Below are 16,156 nucleotides of genomic sequence, written 5' to 3'. Positions count from 1 at the left end.
GTCGTGGCTGGTCTGCGAAGTCGGGCTAGCCTTGACGGATGTACCCCGAGGCGTCCGGTTCCCCGGACGCGGATCCCGCCTTGGCGGGGCCCGCGTCCGGCGCGCCGTGTACGCCCGACCGGGGCGCGGCGCCGGAGGTCGCTCCGGACTGGGACGTGCTGCCGGACCCCGTGCGCGCCCGCCTCGCCGAGGTGGCCTCGGCCGCGCTCGGGGGGATGCCCGCGACGGACGTCCCGGCCGGCCTGCGCCGCTTCTCCAGGTTCACCCCGGCCAAGCGGGGCCGCCTCGGTGGCGCCGTGCTCGTCGCGGAGCTGCGGGACTCCTCGGCGTTCCGGTCCGCCGTCGTCGCCTGGTGGGACGAGCACCGGCCGGGCGAGCTGGCCGCCGGGCCGGACGAGCCGCTGACGGCCGCGGCCGCGGCCGTGCTCACCGGCGCGCCCGGTGCCGGCGCCGCGGTCGCCGCCGTCGCCCGCCGTGGGGAGACCACCGAGCTGCGGGCGGAACGGGACGAGGCGCTGTCCCGGGTGGACAAGCTGACCGTGGAGCTCGAGCGGATGCGCGCCGAGCTGGCGGAAGCCCGGGAACAGACGCGCACCACGCTCGCCGACCGCGAGGCCGAGTACCAGAAGCTGCGCCGCAAGGTCTCCGAGCAGGGCAGTGCCCTGCGGTCCGCCGCCGAGGCCCGCAGCCAGCTGGAACGCACCGTCGCCCTGCTGCGCAGCGGCGCGGACGAGCGGTTGGCGGAGATCGTCGCCGAGCGGGACCGCGAGCGGGAGCGCGCCGAGCACGAGCACCGCCGCGCCACCCGGGCCCAGGCCGAGGTGGCCGCGGCCCGGCAGGCGGCCAAGGAGGCCCGGCAGGGGGACGAGGTGCGCCTCGGCCTGCTGCTGGACACCCTCGGCGGCGCGCTGTCGGGCCTGCGCCGGGAGCTCTCCCTCGGCGGCGGGGGGCCACGGCCCGCGGACCTGGTGCGCGGCGCCGGCGCGGTGCGCAGCGGGGCCCCGGTGGACAACCTGGCGGCGCTCGACGCGCTGCTGGCGATGCCGGCCGCCCACCTCGTGGTCGACGGGTACAACGTCAGCAAGACGGGCTATCCGGAGCTGCCGCTGGCGGACCAGCGCACCCGGCTCGTCGGGCAGCTCGGCGCGCTCGCCGCGCGTACCGGCGTCGAGGTCACGGTGGTGTTCGACGGCGCCGCCGTCGTCTCCGCGCCCACCCGCGGCACCCGCGGGGTCCGGGTGCTGTTCAGCGACCCCGGGGTGATCGCGGACGACGTGATCCGCGCCCTGGTCGCTGCCGAGCCCGAGGGGCGTCCGGTGCTGGTCGCGACGTCGGACCGGGCCGTGGTGGCCTCGGTGCGGCGCAGCGGGGCGCACGCGCTGCCCTCGTCGGTGCTGCTCGCCCGTCTGCGCGGCTGATCCGCCTTTCCGCGGCTGGTCGGCGGCGTTTTCCAGGGATTCCGCGGCCGGCGATCCGGAAATTGTCGGTGGGTGTCCCTAGCGTCCGCGGCGACAGGGAAGAACCCGTCGTCGAGGGAGCGGAAATGATCGTCGACTGTGACAGCTGCGCGGTCCGGGGCAACGCCTGTGGGGACTGCGTGATCGGGGTGCTGCTGGGCATGCCCGAGGTGCGCGCCGAAGGGGAGCCCCTGCCGTCCGGCGCGTCACCGGTACAGCTCGACGCACCGGAACAGCAAGCCCTGGCCGTGCTGGCCGATCAAGGACTGGTCCCGCGGTTGCGGCTCGTGTCCACTCGCTCGCTCAACGTGACGGAAGGTGGGGCGCACCCCGGCCCGCGCCGGGACGCTGTGTGACGATTCCTCGTTATCCGACCGATATCGGTCACACTCGGCGACTCTTCGGTGTGTCGGACCGTTCGTCGCGTGATCGAACCCTGTTGTGGACGCCGTCACCGTCTCCTCGTAATCTCCGCGAGACCTTGTGGAACGACAGCCGCTCGTCCGGAGCGGCGACGCAGGGTCACCGCTCCCCGCGGACCCCGGACGCGATGTGCCCCGGGCCCGAGGCCACAGGCGCGCCCCCGAAGCGTGTCGGTCCTCCGGCCGCCCGTGCTCCCCGGCACGGTGCGCCGTCGCGCCGTGCCTGCGTGGGCGGGCGCGAGGAGGGAGTCACGTCCGCGTGGTGGCGCCTCGGATCACGATCCGGCAGTCCAGTGCTCGTACAGAAGACGACGGTGCAGGCGGTGGAACGGACGGCGGGTCGCGGCGGTGGCGGCCCGGAGGCCCGGGACGACGCTTCACCCTGCGGATGCTCCCACTGCTGGTCGTCGGGGCCCTGACCGTCGCACTCGGTGCGGTGCCCGCGGCGGCCCAGCCCGCGCAGCCGACGCCCGCGGACGCCCGCGAGCAGCTGCAGCAGGCCCAGCACGAGGCCGAGGCGCTGACCGAGCAGTGGCACGCGGCCACGGACGACTTCACCGCGAAACAGGCCGAGGCGGACCGGCTCCGCGCGGCGGTGGACCCTGCGCGGGCCGCCGCGGACCAGGCACGCGCGGACGAGGAGGGCTTCCGGACCCAGATCGACGGGCTGGCGCTGACCTTCGTCGAGAACGGCAAGCTGGACCAGTTCAACGCGTTCCTCGCCAGCGGCTCGCCCCAGGACTACCTGGACCAGATGTCCGCGCTCGAGTCGCTGTCCGCGGAGCACGCGACGCAGCTCGACGACCTGCTGGAGAAGGTCCGGCAGGCGGACCGCACCAGGGCGGACGCGGACGACGCCACCGCTCGCGCCCAGTCGGCCGCGGACGACGCCCACAAGGCCGCGGACGACATCGCGGCCCGCAAGGCGGACGCGGACAAGCGGATCGACGACGTCGAGAAGCTCCTCGGCCGGCTCAGCCCCGAGGAACGGGACGAGTACAACGGTCCGGGCGAGGACGGCCCCCTCGACATCGTCGGCACCGGCTCCGGCGTCGAGGCCCTGCGTGCGGCGGCCACCAAGCTCGGCAAGCCGTACGTCTGGGGTGCGAGCGGCCCGAACTCCTTCGACTGCTCCGGGCTCACCTCGTGGGCGTTCGAGCAGGCCGGGGTCACCCTGCCGCGCTCGAGCAGCTCGCAGGCCACCGTCGGCAGGTCCGTCTCCTGGAGCGACATGCAGCCCGGTGACCTGGTCTTCTACTACTCGCCGGTCAGCCATGTCGGCATCTACGCGGGCGGTGGAAAGATGATCAACGCGCCGCAGAGCGGTGACGTCGTGAAGTACCAGAAGGTCTCCGCGGACGCCTTCAGCGGCGCCCGGCGGCTCTAGCACCACCCGCAGTATCGGACCTCGTCCGCTCCCCAGGGCCGAGCGGCGGTCGGCGTGCTCCCCGCCCCGCGCGGGCAGGGCACCGGCCGCCGCTCGCTCGTGTGCGGGGCCCCGTTACCGTCGGCCGGTGGCCCGCACGCTCCTGGTGACGAACGACTTCCCGCCCCGGCGCGGCGGGATCCAGAACTACCTGCGGGCCCTGGCGGACCGGTTGCCGCCGGGCGCGCTCGCCGTCTACGCCCCGGCGTGGGAGGGTGCGGAGGAGTTCGACGCGGAGCTCGGTTACCCCGTGCACCGGCACCCCACCTCGCTGATGCTCCCGACCCCCGACGTGGCCCGGCGCGCCGCCGCGCTCGCCCGCCGGCACGGGGCGTCGACCGTCTGGTTCGGAGCGGCGGCCCCGCTCGCCCTGCTCGGCCCGTGGCTGCGCCGCCACGCCGGGATCCGCCGCGTCGTCGCGAGCACGCACGGGCACGAGGTCGGGTGGTCCATGCTCCCCGGCGCGCGGCAGGCGCTGCGTCGCATCGGGGATGACGCGGACGCCCTCACCGTGATCTCGCTGTACACCCGGGGCCGGTTCGCCGCCGCGTTCGGCCCGCAGGCGCCGCTGGAGCACGTGCCGTCCGGCATCGACACGGACGTCTTCCGGCCCGACCCGGCGGCCCGCGCGTCGCTGCGGCGGCGCTACGGGCTGGCGGACGCCCCCGTCGTGACGTGCCTGTCCCGGCTGGTGGCGCGCAAGGGACAGGACTCGCTGATCGAGGCGCTGCCGGCGCTGCGCCGGCGGGTGCCCGGTGCGCGGCTGCTGATCGTCGGCGACGGGCCGTACCGCCGGCACCTGCACCGGCTCGCGGCCGACCGTGGGATGGCCGACCACGTCGTCTTCACCGGGCCGGTCCCGGCGGACGAGCTGGCGGCGCACCAGGCCGTCGGGGACGTGTTCGCCCTGCCGTGCCGTACCCGCGGCGGGGGACTGGACGTCGAGGGGCTGGGGATCGTGCTCCTCGAGGCGTCCGCGTGCGGGGTGCCGGTGGTCGCGGGGGACTCGGGCGGGGCGCCGGAGACCGTGCGTGAGGGTCGGACGGGGCACGTCGTGGGGGGCCGGGACGGCGCCGCCCTCGTCGACGCGCTGGCGGGGTTGCTGAGCGAGCCCGCCCGGGCGCGCGAGATGGGCGCCGCGGGACGGGCGTGGATGCAGCAGGACTGGACCTGGAAGGCCCAGGTGGAGCGCCTGCAGGGCCTGCTCACGGGGCACCCGGCCGACGCTTGAGTGGCTCGAGCGGCGCAGGTTGACGCTCGAGCCGCTCAAGCGGCGGGGTGCTGACCTCCCGACTCAGGCGTGTTGCTTGCTGCCGTCGTAGATCTTCGCGATGTCGTCCGAGTACATCTTCGCGACGACGTTCCGCTTGACCTTCAGCGTCGGCGTCATCTCCCCGCCCGCCTCGGTGAAGTCGTGCGGCAGGATCCGGAACTTGCGGATCCGCTCCGCCCGCGAGACGGCCTGGTTGGCGTCCTCGACCGCGGCCGCGATCTCCCCGCGCAGCTCCGGGTCGTCGACGAGGTCCGCCGCCGAGCTCGGGTCCCCGGTGGCGGGCTTGCCGTGGCGCTCCCGCCAGGTCGGCAGGGCGTCCGGGTCGATCGTCACGAGCGCGCCGATGAACGGCTGCCCGTCCCCGACGACCATGCACTGCCCCACCAGCGGGTGCGCGCGCAGCCGGTCCTCCAGCACCGCGGGGGCGACGTTCTTACCGCCCGCGGTCACCAGGATCTCCTTCTTCCGGCCGGTGATGCTGAGGTAGCCGGCGTCGTCGAGCTCGCCGATGTCCCCGCTGTGGAACCAGCCGTCGGTGATGGCCTCCGCGGTGGCGTCCGGGTTCTTCCAGTACCGGGAGAAGACGATGTCGCCGCGGAGCATGATCTCGCCGTCGTCCGCGATCCGGACCGAGTGCCCGGGGACCGGCCGGCCGACGGAGCCGACCCGCTGGGCGCCGATCGCGTTCACGGTGATGCCGGCGGTGGTCTCGGTGAGGCCGTAGCCCTCGAGGATCGGCAGGCCGATGCCGCGGAAGTAGTGGCCGAGGCGCTCGCCCAGCGGCGCGCTGCCGGACACCGCGGCCACGACCCGGCCGCCGACGGCCTCCCGCAGCTTGCCGTAGACGAGCTTGTCGAACAGCGCGTGCTTGGCCTTCAGGGCGAACGACGGGCCGCCGGTGTCCTGGGCGCGGCTCCACGCGATCGCCACGTCGGTGGCCGCGTCGAAGATCTTGCCCTTGCCACCGTCGTGCGCCTTCTGCCGCGCTCCGTTGTAGACCTTCTCGAACACCCGCGGCACCGCGAGCAGGAAGGTCGGGCGGAACTCCTGCAGGTCCGGCAGCAGCGTCGAGGTGTCCGGGGTGTGCCCGATCACCACGCCGTTCGCCAGCGACCCACACTGGATGACCTTGCCGAACACGTGCGCCAGCGGCAGGAACAGCAGCGTCGAGCCGCCGCGCGTCATCAGCTGGCCGAGCACCGCGGTGGTGGCCGAGATCTCGCTGAGGAGGTTGCGGTGGGTGAGCTCGCAGCCCTTGGGCCGCCCGGTGGTGCCCGAGGTGTAGATCAGCGTGGCGAGGTCGTCCGCCTTCACCGCGCGGCGGCGGGCGTGCACCTCGTCGTCGGGGGTGTCCGTGCCCAGCGCGGTGATCTGCTCGACGGCGCCCGGGGTTCCGGGGGAGGCCGCCGCGGGCTCGATCTGCCAGACCAGCCGCAGGTCCGCGAGGTCGTCCCGGACCTGGGCGACGAGCGCGGCGTGCCCCTCGTTCTCGACGACGATCGCGACGGCACCGGAGTTCGACAGGATCCAGCTGACCTGTTCGGCGGACGAGGTCTCGTAGATCGGCACGGTCACCGCGCCGGCCGCGAGGATCGCGTAGTCGATCAGCGTCCACTCGTAGCGCGTCCGGGACAGCAGGGCGACCCGGTCCCCGGGGCCGACGCCGGCCTTGACGAGCCCGCGGGCGACCGCGGTGACCTGCGCGGCGAACTCGCCGGCCGTCACCTCGCCCCACGAGCCGTCGACGCCCCGGCGGCGGAACGCCATCGCGTCCGGGTGGCCCGACGCGGCCGCGTAGACGGCGTCGACGAGGGTGTCGTCCGCGCCGACGACGTCGGTGGCGGGCACGCTGAACTCACGCACGGTGGAGACCTCCTGGCCGACATGGGCAGGTCGTAAGAAGTTACTGACGAGTCAAGATAGCGCGTCCGGGTGCCGCCTGTCTCACGTCCGTTTGGTCCGGTCCGCGGGGAGGATGATCGGAGCAACCGCTGGTCGGCGCACGGTACCGGGCGTGGCACAGTGGCCCTGTGCCGACCGTCGACGTGGTGGACGAGACATTCCTCGCCGTGCCGCGGGAGATCCTCGCCCCGGAGTTCGCCGACCCCGCCCGCTGGCCCGCGCTGTGGCCGGACCTGCGGCTCGAGGCGACCACGGACCGGGGCCCGCAGGGCATGCGCTGGACGATCGCGGGCGCGCTCGTCGGGAGCATGGAGGTCTGGCTGGAGCCGGTCCTGGACGGCACGGTGCTGCACTACTTCCTCCGCGCGGACCCCGCGGGCGACGACGGCCTGCCCACCGCCTGGCCCGTGCGCCGCGCCGCCGCCGAGGCCCGGCGCCGGCAACGCGCGGCCAAGCGGATCGCGTTCGGCCTGAAGGACCGGCTCGAGGCGGGCCGCGGCCCCGGCGAACCGCCACCGCGTGTGACCGAGGCCGCGCGAACGTGACGTGATCGCCCGGTAGCGTGCGGGCCATGCGCGTGCATGTGGTGTCCGACGTGCACGGCAACGCCGACGCCCTGGCCAGGGCGGCCGAGGGCTGCGACGCGATGATCGTGCTCGGCGACCTCGTGGACTTCGTGGACTACCGCGACCCCACCCGCGGCATCCTCGGCCGGGTCCTCGGCCCGGACGTCAGCACCGAGTTCGGCCGGCTGCGCGCCTCGGGCGGCCCGGGTGAGCTGATCGCGTTCGCAAAGCAGGCCTGGGGGCGGTTCGAGAACCCGGCCGTCGTCGTCACCGACGCCGTGCGGGAGCAGTACGCCGCGCTGTTCGCGGTCATGCCGGACCCCACGTGGGCGATCCCCGGCAACGTCGACCTCCCGGAGCTCTGGCCGGACTACGCCCGTCCCGGCGTGCACCTGCCGGACGGCAAGGTCGTGGAGATCGGCGGGCTGCGTGTCGGGTTCGTCGGGGGAGTCCCGCTGCCGCCCGGGGTCGCACCCCGCAGCGGCGGGCCGTGGCGCCCGCACCTGCTGGCCGCCGAGGACTACGCGGACGCCGTCGCCGGGCTCACCGAGATCGACCTGCTCTGCAGCCACGCGCCGCCGTCCGTCCCGGACCTCGCCTACGACGTCGTGTCCCGCCGGCAGGAGTTCGCGGCAGACGCGTTGCTGGACGTCATCGCCCGGGACCGGCCGCGGAAGGCGTTCTTCGGGCACGTGCACCAGCCGCTGGCCCGGCGGGTGCGCCTCGGGCGGACCGAGTGCGTCAACGTCGGTCATTTCCGCCGGACCGAGCGGCCCTACGTGCTGGAGCTCTGACCCCCGCGTGGATCCATGCTGGTGATCACGTCATCGGACGGTAACCTCCCGCCCATGGCCGACGCGACGACCTCCTCGATCACCATCGACGCCGCCCCGGAGGCGGTGATGGCGGTGATCGCGGACTTCGAGGCCTACCCGGAATGGGCGGACCAGGTGAAGACCGTCGAGGTCGTCGAGCCCGGCAAGGGCCGGGCCGAGCGCGTGAGGTTCTCCATGGACGCCGGCCCGATCAAGGACAGCTACACCCTGGACTACGACTGGGCAGCCGACGACCGCTCCGTGAGCTGGGTCCTGGTCAAGGGCCAGATCCAGAAGGCGCAGACCGGCTCGTACACCCTCGAGTCCGCGGGTGCCGCCGGCCCGACGACCGTGACCTACAGCCTCGCCGTCGACCTCAACATCCCGATGATCGGCATGCTCCGCCGCAAGGCGGAGAAGGTGATCATCGACACCGCGCTCAAGGGGCTCAAGCGCCGGGTCGAACGCGGCTGATCCCGGCCAGCGGGTCCTTGCACCGTCCGCACGGCTCCGACGGCTACGCTCCGCCGGTGCGCGTGGTGCTGTTCACCGGCAAGGGGGGCGTCGGCAAGACGACCCTGGCCGCGGCCACGGCTGCCCATCTCGCGCGCGCCGGCCGCAAGTCCCTGGTGGTCTCCACGGATCCGGCGCACTCCCTCGGGGACGCGCTGGGCGCGGACCTGGACGGTGAGCCCGACGAGCTCGAGGGCGGCCTGTTCGCCGCCCACGTCGACACCCGGGCCCTGGTCGACGGCGCGTGGACCGATCTGCAGGGCCACCTGCGGACGATGCTCGCCGGCGCCGGCGTCGACGAGCTGATGGCGGACGAGCTGACCGTGCTGCCCGGCGTCGAGGACCTTCTGGCGCTGGCCGAGATCCGCCGGCTCGCCGAGACCGGGCTCTGGGACGTCGTGGTCGTGGACTGCGGCCCCACGGCCGAGACCCTGCGCCTGCTCGGCCTGCCCGAGGCGCTCGCCGGGTACCTCGAACGGCTCTTCCCCGCCCACCGCCGCGCCGTCCGCGGGATGCTCGCCGGGCTCGCCGGGGGTCGGCCCGGCAGCCCGGCCGCCGCCGGCTGGGACCGCACGATCGATGCCCTGGACCAGCTCGCCGCGCAGCTCACGGGGCTGCGGGCCCTGCTCGCGGACCGCGACCGGACGAGCATCCGGCTCGTGACGACGCCCGAGCGGGTGGTCGCGGCCGAGACCCGCCGCACGCTGACCGCGCTCGCCCTGCACGACCTGCGCGTGGACGGCCTGGTCGCCAACCGGGTCATGCCTGCGCCACCGCCGTCCCTGCGCGGCCCGACGGCGCGCTGGCTGCGCGAGCGGCACGCCGAGCAGCAGGCCGTCCTCGCCGAGGTGCGCGCCGAGTGCGCGGGGACGGTGCCCGTCGAGACGGTGGCCTACGCGGCGACCGAGCCGACCGGCGTCCCGGCGCTGCTGGAGCTGGCCGCGGCGCTGTACCCGCCGGGCGTCGACCCCGTCGCCCGCCCCGGACGGGACGCTCCGCCCGCGCTGACCGTGCGCCGGATCGCGGGGGAGGGCACGTCCAGGGACTCCGAGTTCGAGCTGGTCCTGCGCCTGCCCGGGGCCGCGGACGGTCCGCTCGACCTCTCCCGGGTGGGCGACGAGCTCGTGGTCTCGGTCGGGGTGACCCGACGGCTGGTGAGCCTGCCGTCGGTGCTGCGCCGCTGCGCGGTCACCGCCGCACGGCTGGAGGGCGAGGGCCACGCGACGGACCTGGTCGTCGTGTTCGCGCCCGACCCCGCGGTGTGGATGCGATGACCTCGGACGAGAGCTGCCCGGGTCACGGGTTCGGTTCCGGTGACCTCGGCGACGAGCTGCGCGAGCTGGCGCTGACCGTGCTGGACCGGCTCCAGCCCGTCGTCGAGAAGCTGCGGGACGACGGCGCGACGGGCGGAACGGCCGCGAGCTGCGCGACCTGCCCGGTGTGCGTCGTGCTCGCGGCCCTGCGGGGCGAGCGGCCGGAACTCGCCGTCCGGCTGGCCGAGCACGCGTCCGGGCTGCTCACGGTGCTGCGCTCGGTGCTGGAGCAGGAGGAGCAGCCCGCGCCGCCGCGGCCCCCGGGACGCACCGTGCAGCGGATCCCGGTGACCCGTGCATGATCGCCGGGTGCCGGAAGCCGGGTGTGAGGTGCTGACCGTGGGGGTCGATGTCGGGGGGACGAGCGTGCGGGCGGGGCTCGTCGACGCCACCGGGGAGGTGCTGGACACCAGCCGCGCGCCCACCCCGCACAGCGACGACGCCCTCGAGGACGCCATCGTCGGCTGCATCGGCGAGCTGGCAGGCCGGCATCCCGTCGCGGCCGTCGGGCTCGCGCTGGCCGGCTTCATCGACGCGGACCGGGGGCTCGTGCGGTACGCGCCGCACCTCTCGTGGCGGGACGCGCCCGTCGCCGAGCGGATCGCCGCGCGGGTGGCGACGCCGGTCGTCGTCGAGCACGACGCCAACGCCGCCGCCCTGGCCGAGCGCCGCTACGGCGCGGCCGCCGGTGGCCGGGTCGTCGTCTTCGTGGCGCTGGGCACCGGGATCGGCGGCGCCCTGCTCCTCGACGGCAAGCTCTACCGCGGCGCCCACGGCGTCGCCCCCGAGCTGGGTCACCTCCGGCTGGTGCCGGACGGACGGCCCTGCGCGTGCGGCAAGCGCGGCTGCTGGGAGCGCTACTGCAGCGGGACCGCGCTGGCCACGACCGCGATGGAGATGCTGGCGAGCGGGACCAACGCCGCCACGAACTCGGTGCTGGCCCGGGACGCCGCGCTCGATCCCGGCCGGGTCACGGGGCAGCGGGTCGCGTCCGCGGCGCGCGAGGGGGACAAGCTCGCCCGGCGCGCGGTGGCCGACATGGGCCGCTGGTTAGGCGAGGGCCTGGCCCTGGTCGCGGACGTGTTCGACCCGGAGCTGGTCGTGATCGGGGGCGGGGTGTCCGCGTCGTCACCGCTGTTCCTCGACGAGGCCCGCGAGCACTACGCGTCGATCGTCACCGGCGCCGGGAACCGGCCGCTCGCGCGGATCCGGACCGCGCAGCTCGGGGACGCCGCCGCGGTGGTCGGGGCGGCGGAGCTGGCCCGGGAGCAGGTGGCGGCGGTGCGGACGACGCGTCGTTAGGGCGCGTCCGACTAGAGGACGGCCCCGTCGTCCGGGCCGTCGCCGTCCGCGGTCTCCTCGGACCGGCCGCCGTTCCAGAGCCGCAGCACCAGCCAGCTCAGGCCGGCGGCGAGGGACAGCAGACCCAGCGGCAGCCCGTAGATCGAGCTGAGCCCGATCCACGTCGGCCGGACGATCAGCAGCAGACCCAGGACGATCAGCACCAGCCCGATCACGATCGGCGGGCCCATCGGGGGCAGCGGCGGCGGCTCGGGCGGGACGAAGTGGTCGTCCTCCTCGGCGGGCAGCGGTGCGCGGGCCCGGGGTGGCGGCTCCGGGACGACGAACTCGTGCGTCACCGGCGGCAGCGGCGCGGGGGTCTCCGGTTCGGGCCGGTTCCGCCGGCGCTCCTCCTCGCGGAAGAGCTCCTCGGTGGACCACTCGACCAGCGACCGGTCGGGCTGCCAACGGCTCTCGGGCTCGTCCTCGGGGGCCTCGTGCTCGAGCTCGTGGTCGTCGGCGTCCCGGTCCTCCGGGGCGGCGTCGGCGGGCCAGTCCGGGACCGTGCCCTCGGCCACCCACTGCTCGACGATCCGGTCGAACGCGTCCTCGGGGAGTCCTGGCTCGCCGGCGCCGGGGCGACGTTCCTCGTCGGCGCTCATCCGGCAGCCCCCACTCGTCCGGTAACCGGCAGCGCTGCCGCGGCCACGTCGAGGCGCATGGATCCTCCCGGGGAACTGCCGTCGGCGACGGCGTCCTTTCATCCTGACACGTCGGCCCACACCACGGCAGACCTTGCTCACGAATCGGGCCGAGCCAGCGCCGGACGGCCGAAGGCACGCCGTCGAACGCCCCCGTTGTCCCTTCGGGCGCGGCGTCCGTACGCTTGCTGTTCACGCGGTGAGGAGGCAGCGGACTGTGCTGTACTGGTGGTCCAAGTTCGTGCTGCTGGGCCCGCTCCTCCGGCTCTACTGCCGCCCCACCATCGAGGGGCTCGAGCACGTCCCCGCGCAGGGTGGGGCGATCTTCGCCAGCAACCATCTCGCCGTCGCGGACTCGTTCTTCCTGCCGTTGCAGGTGCCGCGGCGGATCACGTTCCTGGCGAAGCGGGAGTACTTCACCGAGCCCGGGATCCTCGGCCGGCTCAAGAAGATCTTCTTCACCGGCATCGGGCAGGTCCCGGTGGACCGGTCCGGGGGGTCCGCGGCGCAGGCCGCGATGGACACCGCGATCCGGCTGCTGAAGGAGGGCAAGCTGCTCGGGATCTACCCGGAGGGCACGCGCTCGCCGGATGGGCGGCTCTACAAGGGCAAGACGGGCGTGGCCCGGATGGCTCTGGAGGCCGGCGTCCCGGTGATCCCGGTGGCGATGATCGGGACCGACGAGGTCAACCCGATCGGCTCCCGGATGTGGCGGCCGCACCACGTGCACGTCAAGATCGGCGAGCCGCTGGACTTCAGCCGCTACGAGGGCATGGCGGGGGACCGGTTCATCGAGCGGTCGATGACGGACGAGATCATGTACTCGCTGATGGAGCTGTCCGGGCAGACCTACGTCGACCTCTACGCCGCCTCGGTGAAGGAGAAGGCCGCGAAGGCGGAGCAGGCCGCGAAGGCGGAGCAGGCGGCGCGACTCCCGGACACCAAGGCGAGCTGAGCCCCTACCGGATCGCCGCGTCGGCGGCGTCCTGAGCGGCCTGCAGGCCCGGACCGACGGGCGTCCGGCCGGCGAAGACCTCGCTGAGCACGGGCTGGAACGCCTTCGCCCCGGCGCCGAACCGCGGGCCCGTCGGGCCTCGACCGTCGCGGGACCGCCGGCCTGGCCGAACCAGCGCGTGTCGACGCCGCGGCCCTGCCAGTGGTCGAAGAAGCCCTGCTGGGCGTCGGTCACCGCGGGCGACGCCGCGCCGCTCGTCCCGATCGGGGCCGCACCGTCCGTCGAACCCAGCCACGCGAGGACCCGGGCCACCGCTTCGGGGTGCGCAGTGCGGGCGTTGCCGGCGGCGATCACGCTGTTCACCACGCTGACCCGGCCCGCGGGCCCGGCCACCATCGGCGCGATGCCCCACTCGAACCCGGCGCCGTCCGCCACGTTCTTCAGGTTGTAGGTGCCGGACTGGAACGGGCCCAGCCGGCCCGCGATGAACCGGTCGCGGCTGAAGTCCGGGTTGTCGTCGGTCTCGGCGGCGGGCGGGGCCACCCGGTCCCGGTTGATCATGTTCGAGGGGTACTGGAACGCCTCGACGGACCGGGGCTCGGCGAAGGCGAACGTGCCGTCCGGGTTCTGGAAGCGGCCGCCGTTGGAGCCGACGAAGTCGAAGTAGACGGCCTGCAGATCCCGCCCGGCGTTGAAGCCGTGATGTGTGACGGCCTCGGGGTCGAAGCCCGGTATGTCGGCCGTGCGGCCCGAGGTGTAAGCGGTGAGCCGGCGCGCGGCCGGTAGCAGCGTGTCCTTCGCCGGTCCCGGGATCCCAGGCCAACGTAGTCGGATCGACGCCGGCCGCGCCGATCGATGTTCATCAGGGCACCGCGGTCCGCGAGCTCGCCGAAGTAGGAGGAGTTCAGCCAGGACACGTCGTCCGCGGTGCCGGCGGCGAGCGTGTCCGGCAGGGCCGCGAAGTAGTCCGCGTACGGCACGACGTCCAGGGCGACGGTGACGTCCGGGTTCCGCCGGGAGACTCGGCGAAGGACGCGGCATAGGCCTGGGCGATCTGGTCGTCCCACAGCCGCACGGTGACCGTCGTCGTGGTCGGGGTGGCGGCCGGGGCCGGGGAGCACGCCGCCAGGACCAGGGCCAGCACGCCCACGAGCACGACCGCACCGGCACGGAGGGATCTGCGCAAGGCGGCCTTTCGGGGAGCGGGGCGCGGGTCGTGGAAGGAGTCGTCCGCGGCCGCGAGAACGTGACGCCTCCTCCGGGTAGGGCTGCGCGTTCGCCCTGCACCAGCGCGGCCGCGAAGGGCGCGCCGGAGCTCCCCGGGATTGCTGATCACCCACGATCGGCTCGACTGCGTCACTCATGGGCGCGCCCGGTGCGCCGTCCGGCCGCAGCTCGTCGTAGCATCCGGGCCGGTCGGAAAGGGTTGGCATGCGCTTCTTCTACGACACCGAGTTCATCGAGGACGGTACGACGATCGACCTGGTGTCGATCGGTGTCGTCGGCGAGGACGGCCGCGAGTTCTACGCGGTCTCCACGGAGTTCGACCCCGGGCGGGCCGGGGCATGGGTGCGCGCCAACGTGCTGCCCAAGCTGCCGTCGCCCGCCGATCCGGCCTGGCGTTCCCGGGACGCGATCAAGCGGGACCTGCTGCGCTTCCTCACCTCCGCCCCCGGCGAGGTCGAGCTGTGGGCGTGGATCGCCGCCTACGACCACGTCGCGCTGTGTCAGCTCTGGGGAGCGATGCCCGCCCTGCCCCGCGCGCTGCCCCGCTTCACCCGGGAGCTGCGCCAGCGCTGGGAGGAGGCGGGCAAGCCCACGCTCCCGCCCCCGTCGTCGGACGCCCACGACGCCCTCGCCGACGCCCGCCTCAACCTCCGCCGCTGGCAGACGATCGAGTCCAGCGTCCCCACCCCGTAGCCGCACACCCCGACTCGCGCGTCCGCAGACCCCGACTCGCGCGTGCCCACACCCCGACTCGCGGGCGTCGTCGGCGCACCCTTCCGTGAGTCGCGCTCTGGGGCCCCGCGAGTCGCGCTCTCGGACCGGCCGAGTCGGGGTGAATCAGGCTCTCGAACGGCCGAGGGACCGCGCCGTTGCCGGACCGCATACCCTTGGGCCTCGTGAACTGGTCCGTTGACGCCCCGGTGGACGTCCTTCCCGAGCTGCCGCCGCTTCCCGCGGACATGCGCACCCGGTTGGACGACGCCCTCGCCCGCCCCGCAGCCCAGCAACCCGAGTGGCCGGACGCCGAGCAGGTCGCGCACGTGCGTGCCGTGCTCGAGAGCGTCCCGCCCGTCGTCCTCCCGCCGGAGGTCGACCGGCTCAAGGAGCGGCTCGCCGACGTCGCCGAGGGTCGGGCGTTCCTGCTTCAGGGCGGGGACTGCGCGGAGACCTTCGTCGACAACACCGAGCCGCACATCCGCGCCACCATCCGCACCCTGCTGCAGATGGCCGTCGTGCTGACCTACGGCGCGTCGATGCCGGTGGTGAAGGTCGGCCGGATCGCCGGGCAGTACGCCAAGCCGCGCAGCTCGCCCGTCGACGCGCTGGGGCTCCCGTCCTACCGCGGCGACATCGTCAACGCCCTCGCCGCAGACCCGAAGCAGCGCATCCCGGACCCGTCGCGCATGGTCCGTGCCTACGCCAACGCGAGCGCCGCGATGAACCTGGTGCGCGGCCTGACCGCCACCGGCATGGCGGACCTGACGAGGGTCCACGACTGGAACAAGGACTTCGTCCGCACGTCGGCGGCGGGGGAGCGGTACGAGGCCGTCGCCGCGGAGATCGACCGGGCCGTCCGCTTCATGGACGCCTGCGGCGTGGTGGACAGCAACCTGCGCAGCGTCGAGTTCTACGCCTCGCACGAGGCCCTGCTGCTGGACTACGAGCGGGCCCTGCTGCGCCTGGACCTGGACCGGGACCGCACCTCCGACACCCCGCCGAAGCTGTACGACCTCTCGTCGCACTTCCTGTGGATCGGGGAGCGCACCCGCCAGCTCGACGGCGCGCACATCGCGTTCGCGGAGCTGCTCTCCAACCCGATCGGGCTCAAGATCGGCCCGACGACCACGCCCGAGCAGGCCGTCGAGTACGTCGAGCGCCTGGACCCGCGCAACGAGCCGGGCCGGCTGACGCTGATCAGCCGGATGGGCAACGGCAAGATCCGGGACACGCTGCCGTCGATCGTCGAGAAGGTCACGGCGTCCGGGCACAAGGTCATCTGGCAGTGCGACCCGATGCACGGCAACACCCACGAATCGACGACGGGTTACAAGACCCGCCACTTCGACCGCATCGTCGACGAGGTGCAGGGCTTCTTCGAGGTCCACCACGGCCTGGGCACGCACCCGGGCGGCATCCACGTCGAGGTCACGGGCGAGGACGTCACGGAGTGCCTGGGCGGCGCGCAGGAGATCTCGGACGCCGACCTCGCGGGCCGCTACGAGACGGCCTGCGACCCGCGGCTCAACACCCAGCAGAGCCTGGAGCTGGCGTTCCTCGTGGCGGAGATGCTGCGCGGCTGACCGGC

15 protein-coding genes and 1 pseudogene are annotated in these 16,156 nt (G+C 74.2%); 13 read left to right on the top strand and 3 right to left on the bottom strand.

The genetic code is table 11. The annotated features are described in order from the left end of the window. Positions 1 to 38: 38 nt before the first annotated feature. From JWP64_RS11965 to JWP64_RS11950, 4 genes are all read left to right on the top strand, one after another. Entirely contained in the window at positions 39 to 1,418 is a 1,380-nt protein-coding gene (locus tag JWP64_RS11965; RefSeq protein ID WP_297495863.1) for an NYN domain-containing protein, read from the top strand. Positions 1,419 to 1,543: 125 nt separating this feature from the next. Next, positions 1,544 to 1,813, top strand: coding sequence for a hypothetical protein (locus JWP64_RS11960; RefSeq protein ID WP_297495862.1), 270 nt, complete (start codon positions 1,544 to 1,546; stop codon positions 1,811 to 1,813). A gap of 454 nt (positions 1,814 to 2,267) precedes the next feature. Next, entirely contained in the window at positions 2,268 to 3,266 is a 999-nt protein-coding gene (locus tag JWP64_RS11955; protein WP_297495860.1) for an NlpC/P60 family protein, read from the top strand. 127 nt (positions 3,267 to 3,393) lie between these two features. Beyond that, complete coding sequence (locus tag JWP64_RS11950) at positions 3,394 to 4,536, top strand: glycosyltransferase family 4 protein (RefSeq protein WP_297495858.1); 1,143 nt, start codon at positions 3,394 to 3,396, stop codon at positions 4,534 to 4,536. A gap of 63 nt (positions 4,537 to 4,599) precedes the next feature. Here JWP64_RS11950 and JWP64_RS11945 read toward each other — a convergent pair whose 3' ends face one another. Continuing rightward, positions 4,600 to 6,441 carry a long-chain fatty acid--CoA ligase gene (locus JWP64_RS11945; protein ID WP_297495856.1) on the bottom strand — a complete coding sequence of 614 codons (1,842 nt, stop codon included), beginning with the start codon at positions 6,439 to 6,441 and terminating at the stop codon, positions 4,600 to 4,602. A gap of 167 nt (positions 6,442 to 6,608) precedes the next feature. On the opposite strand from JWP64_RS11945, the gene JWP64_RS11940 reads away from it, so the two are divergent. From JWP64_RS11940 to JWP64_RS11915, 6 genes are read left to right on the top strand one after another with little or no spacing between them, the layout of a single operon-like run. After that, positions 6,609 to 7,025: a polyketide cyclase / dehydrase and lipid transport gene (locus JWP64_RS11940; RefSeq protein ID WP_297495854.1), complete on the top strand. Its 417-nt coding sequence runs from the start codon at positions 6,609 to 6,611 to the stop codon at positions 7,023 to 7,025. A 26-nt stretch (positions 7,026 to 7,051) separates the two neighbouring features. Beyond that, positions 7,052 to 7,840, top strand: a complete 789-nt coding sequence (locus JWP64_RS11935; protein ID WP_297495852.1) for a metallophosphoesterase — start codon at positions 7,052 to 7,054, stop codon at positions 7,838 to 7,840. Positions 7,841 to 7,894: 54 nt separating this feature from the next. Next, positions 7,895 to 8,335: an SRPBCC family protein gene (locus JWP64_RS11930; protein WP_297495851.1), complete on the top strand. Its 441-nt coding sequence runs from the start codon at positions 7,895 to 7,897 to the stop codon at positions 8,333 to 8,335. Positions 8,336 to 8,391: 56 nt separating this feature from the next. Then, the gene (locus JWP64_RS11925; RefSeq protein ID WP_297495849.1) at positions 8,392 to 9,648 is read left to right on the top strand and encodes an ArsA family ATPase; all 1,257 of its coding nucleotides are present in this window, start codon (positions 8,392 to 8,394) and stop codon (positions 9,646 to 9,648) included. After that, positions 9,645 to 9,989 (top strand): hypothetical protein, encoded by a 345-nt coding sequence (locus JWP64_RS11920; RefSeq protein ID WP_297495847.1) that lies wholly within the window; start codon positions 9,645 to 9,647, stop codon positions 9,987 to 9,989. The genes JWP64_RS11925 and JWP64_RS11920 overlap by 4 nt, the downstream gene beginning before the upstream one ends. Positions 9,990 to 10,017: 28 nt before the next feature. After that, a complete protein-coding gene (locus JWP64_RS11915; RefSeq protein WP_297495993.1) occupies positions 10,018 to 10,989 on the top strand; it encodes an ROK family glucokinase in 972 nt (323 codons plus the stop codon). A gap of 11 nt (positions 10,990 to 11,000) precedes the next feature. Here the strand turns inward: JWP64_RS11915 and JWP64_RS11910 are convergent, their stop codons facing one another. Continuing rightward, positions 11,001 to 11,630 (bottom strand): hypothetical protein, encoded by a 630-nt coding sequence (locus JWP64_RS11910; protein WP_297495845.1) that lies wholly within the window; start codon positions 11,628 to 11,630, stop codon positions 11,001 to 11,003. A 256-nt stretch (positions 11,631 to 11,886) separates the two neighbouring features. On the opposite strand from JWP64_RS11910, the gene JWP64_RS11905 reads away from it, so the two are divergent. Then, a complete protein-coding gene (locus JWP64_RS11905) occupies positions 11,887 to 12,624 on the top strand; it encodes a lysophospholipid acyltransferase family protein (protein ID WP_297495843.1) in 738 nt (245 codons plus the stop codon). Between the two features lie 330 nt (positions 12,625 to 12,954). Here JWP64_RS11905 and JWP64_RS31480 read toward each other — a convergent pair. After that, positions 12,955 to 13,665, bottom strand: a pseudogene (locus JWP64_RS31480) (hypothetical protein); the annotation flags it as partial. A gap of 390 nt (positions 13,666 to 14,055) precedes the next feature. On the opposite strand from JWP64_RS31480, the gene JWP64_RS11890 reads away from it, so the two are divergent. Beyond that, positions 14,056 to 14,544, top strand: coding sequence for a polyadenylate-specific 3'-exoribonuclease AS (locus JWP64_RS11890; protein ID WP_297495839.1), 489 nt, complete (start codon positions 14,056 to 14,058; stop codon positions 14,542 to 14,544). A gap of 203 nt (positions 14,545 to 14,747) precedes the next feature. After that, entirely contained in the window at positions 14,748 to 16,151 is a 1,404-nt protein-coding gene (locus tag JWP64_RS11885) for a class II 3-deoxy-7-phosphoheptulonate synthase (RefSeq protein WP_297495837.1), read from the top strand. The last annotated feature ends 5 nt before the right edge of the window (positions 16,152 to 16,156 follow it).

The sequence above is a fragment of the Pseudonocardia sp. genome (assembly GCF_025465255.1).
GTDB lineage: Bacteria > Actinomycetota > Actinomycetes > Mycobacteriales > Pseudonocardiaceae > Pseudonocardia.
The sequence above is the reverse complement of the archived record's forward strand: the minus strand, read 5'-3'. Positions and strand labels throughout refer to the sequence as shown.

Bases quoted from the DNA above. Each gene is read 5' to 3' on its own strand.
- JWP64_RS11935 (WP_297495852.1), top strand. From the start codon at position 7,052: ATGCGCGTGCATGTGGTGTCCGACGTGCACGGCAACGCCGACGCCCTG.
- JWP64_RS11910 (WP_297495845.1), bottom strand. From the start codon at position 11,630: ATGAGCGCCGACGAGGAACGTCGCCCCGGCGCCGGCGAGCCAGGACTC.
- JWP64_RS11955 (WP_297495860.1), top strand. From the start codon at position 2,268: ATGCTCCCACTGCTGGTCGTCGGGGCCCTGACCGTCGCACTCGGTGCG.
- JWP64_RS11930 (WP_297495851.1), top strand. From the start codon at position 7,895: ATGGCCGACGCGACGACCTCCTCGATCACCATCGACGCCGCCCCGGAG.
- JWP64_RS11920 (WP_297495847.1), top strand. From the start codon at position 9,645: ATGACCTCGGACGAGAGCTGCCCGGGTCACGGGTTCGGTTCCGGTGAC.
- JWP64_RS11960 (WP_297495862.1), top strand. From the start codon at position 1,544: ATGATCGTCGACTGTGACAGCTGCGCGGTCCGGGGCAACGCCTGTGGG.
- JWP64_RS11890 (WP_297495839.1), top strand. From the start codon at position 14,056: ATGCGCTTCTTCTACGACACCGAGTTCATCGAGGACGGTACGACGATC.
- JWP64_RS11965 (WP_297495863.1), top strand. From the start codon at position 39: ATGTACCCCGAGGCGTCCGGTTCCCCGGACGCGGATCCCGCCTTGGCG.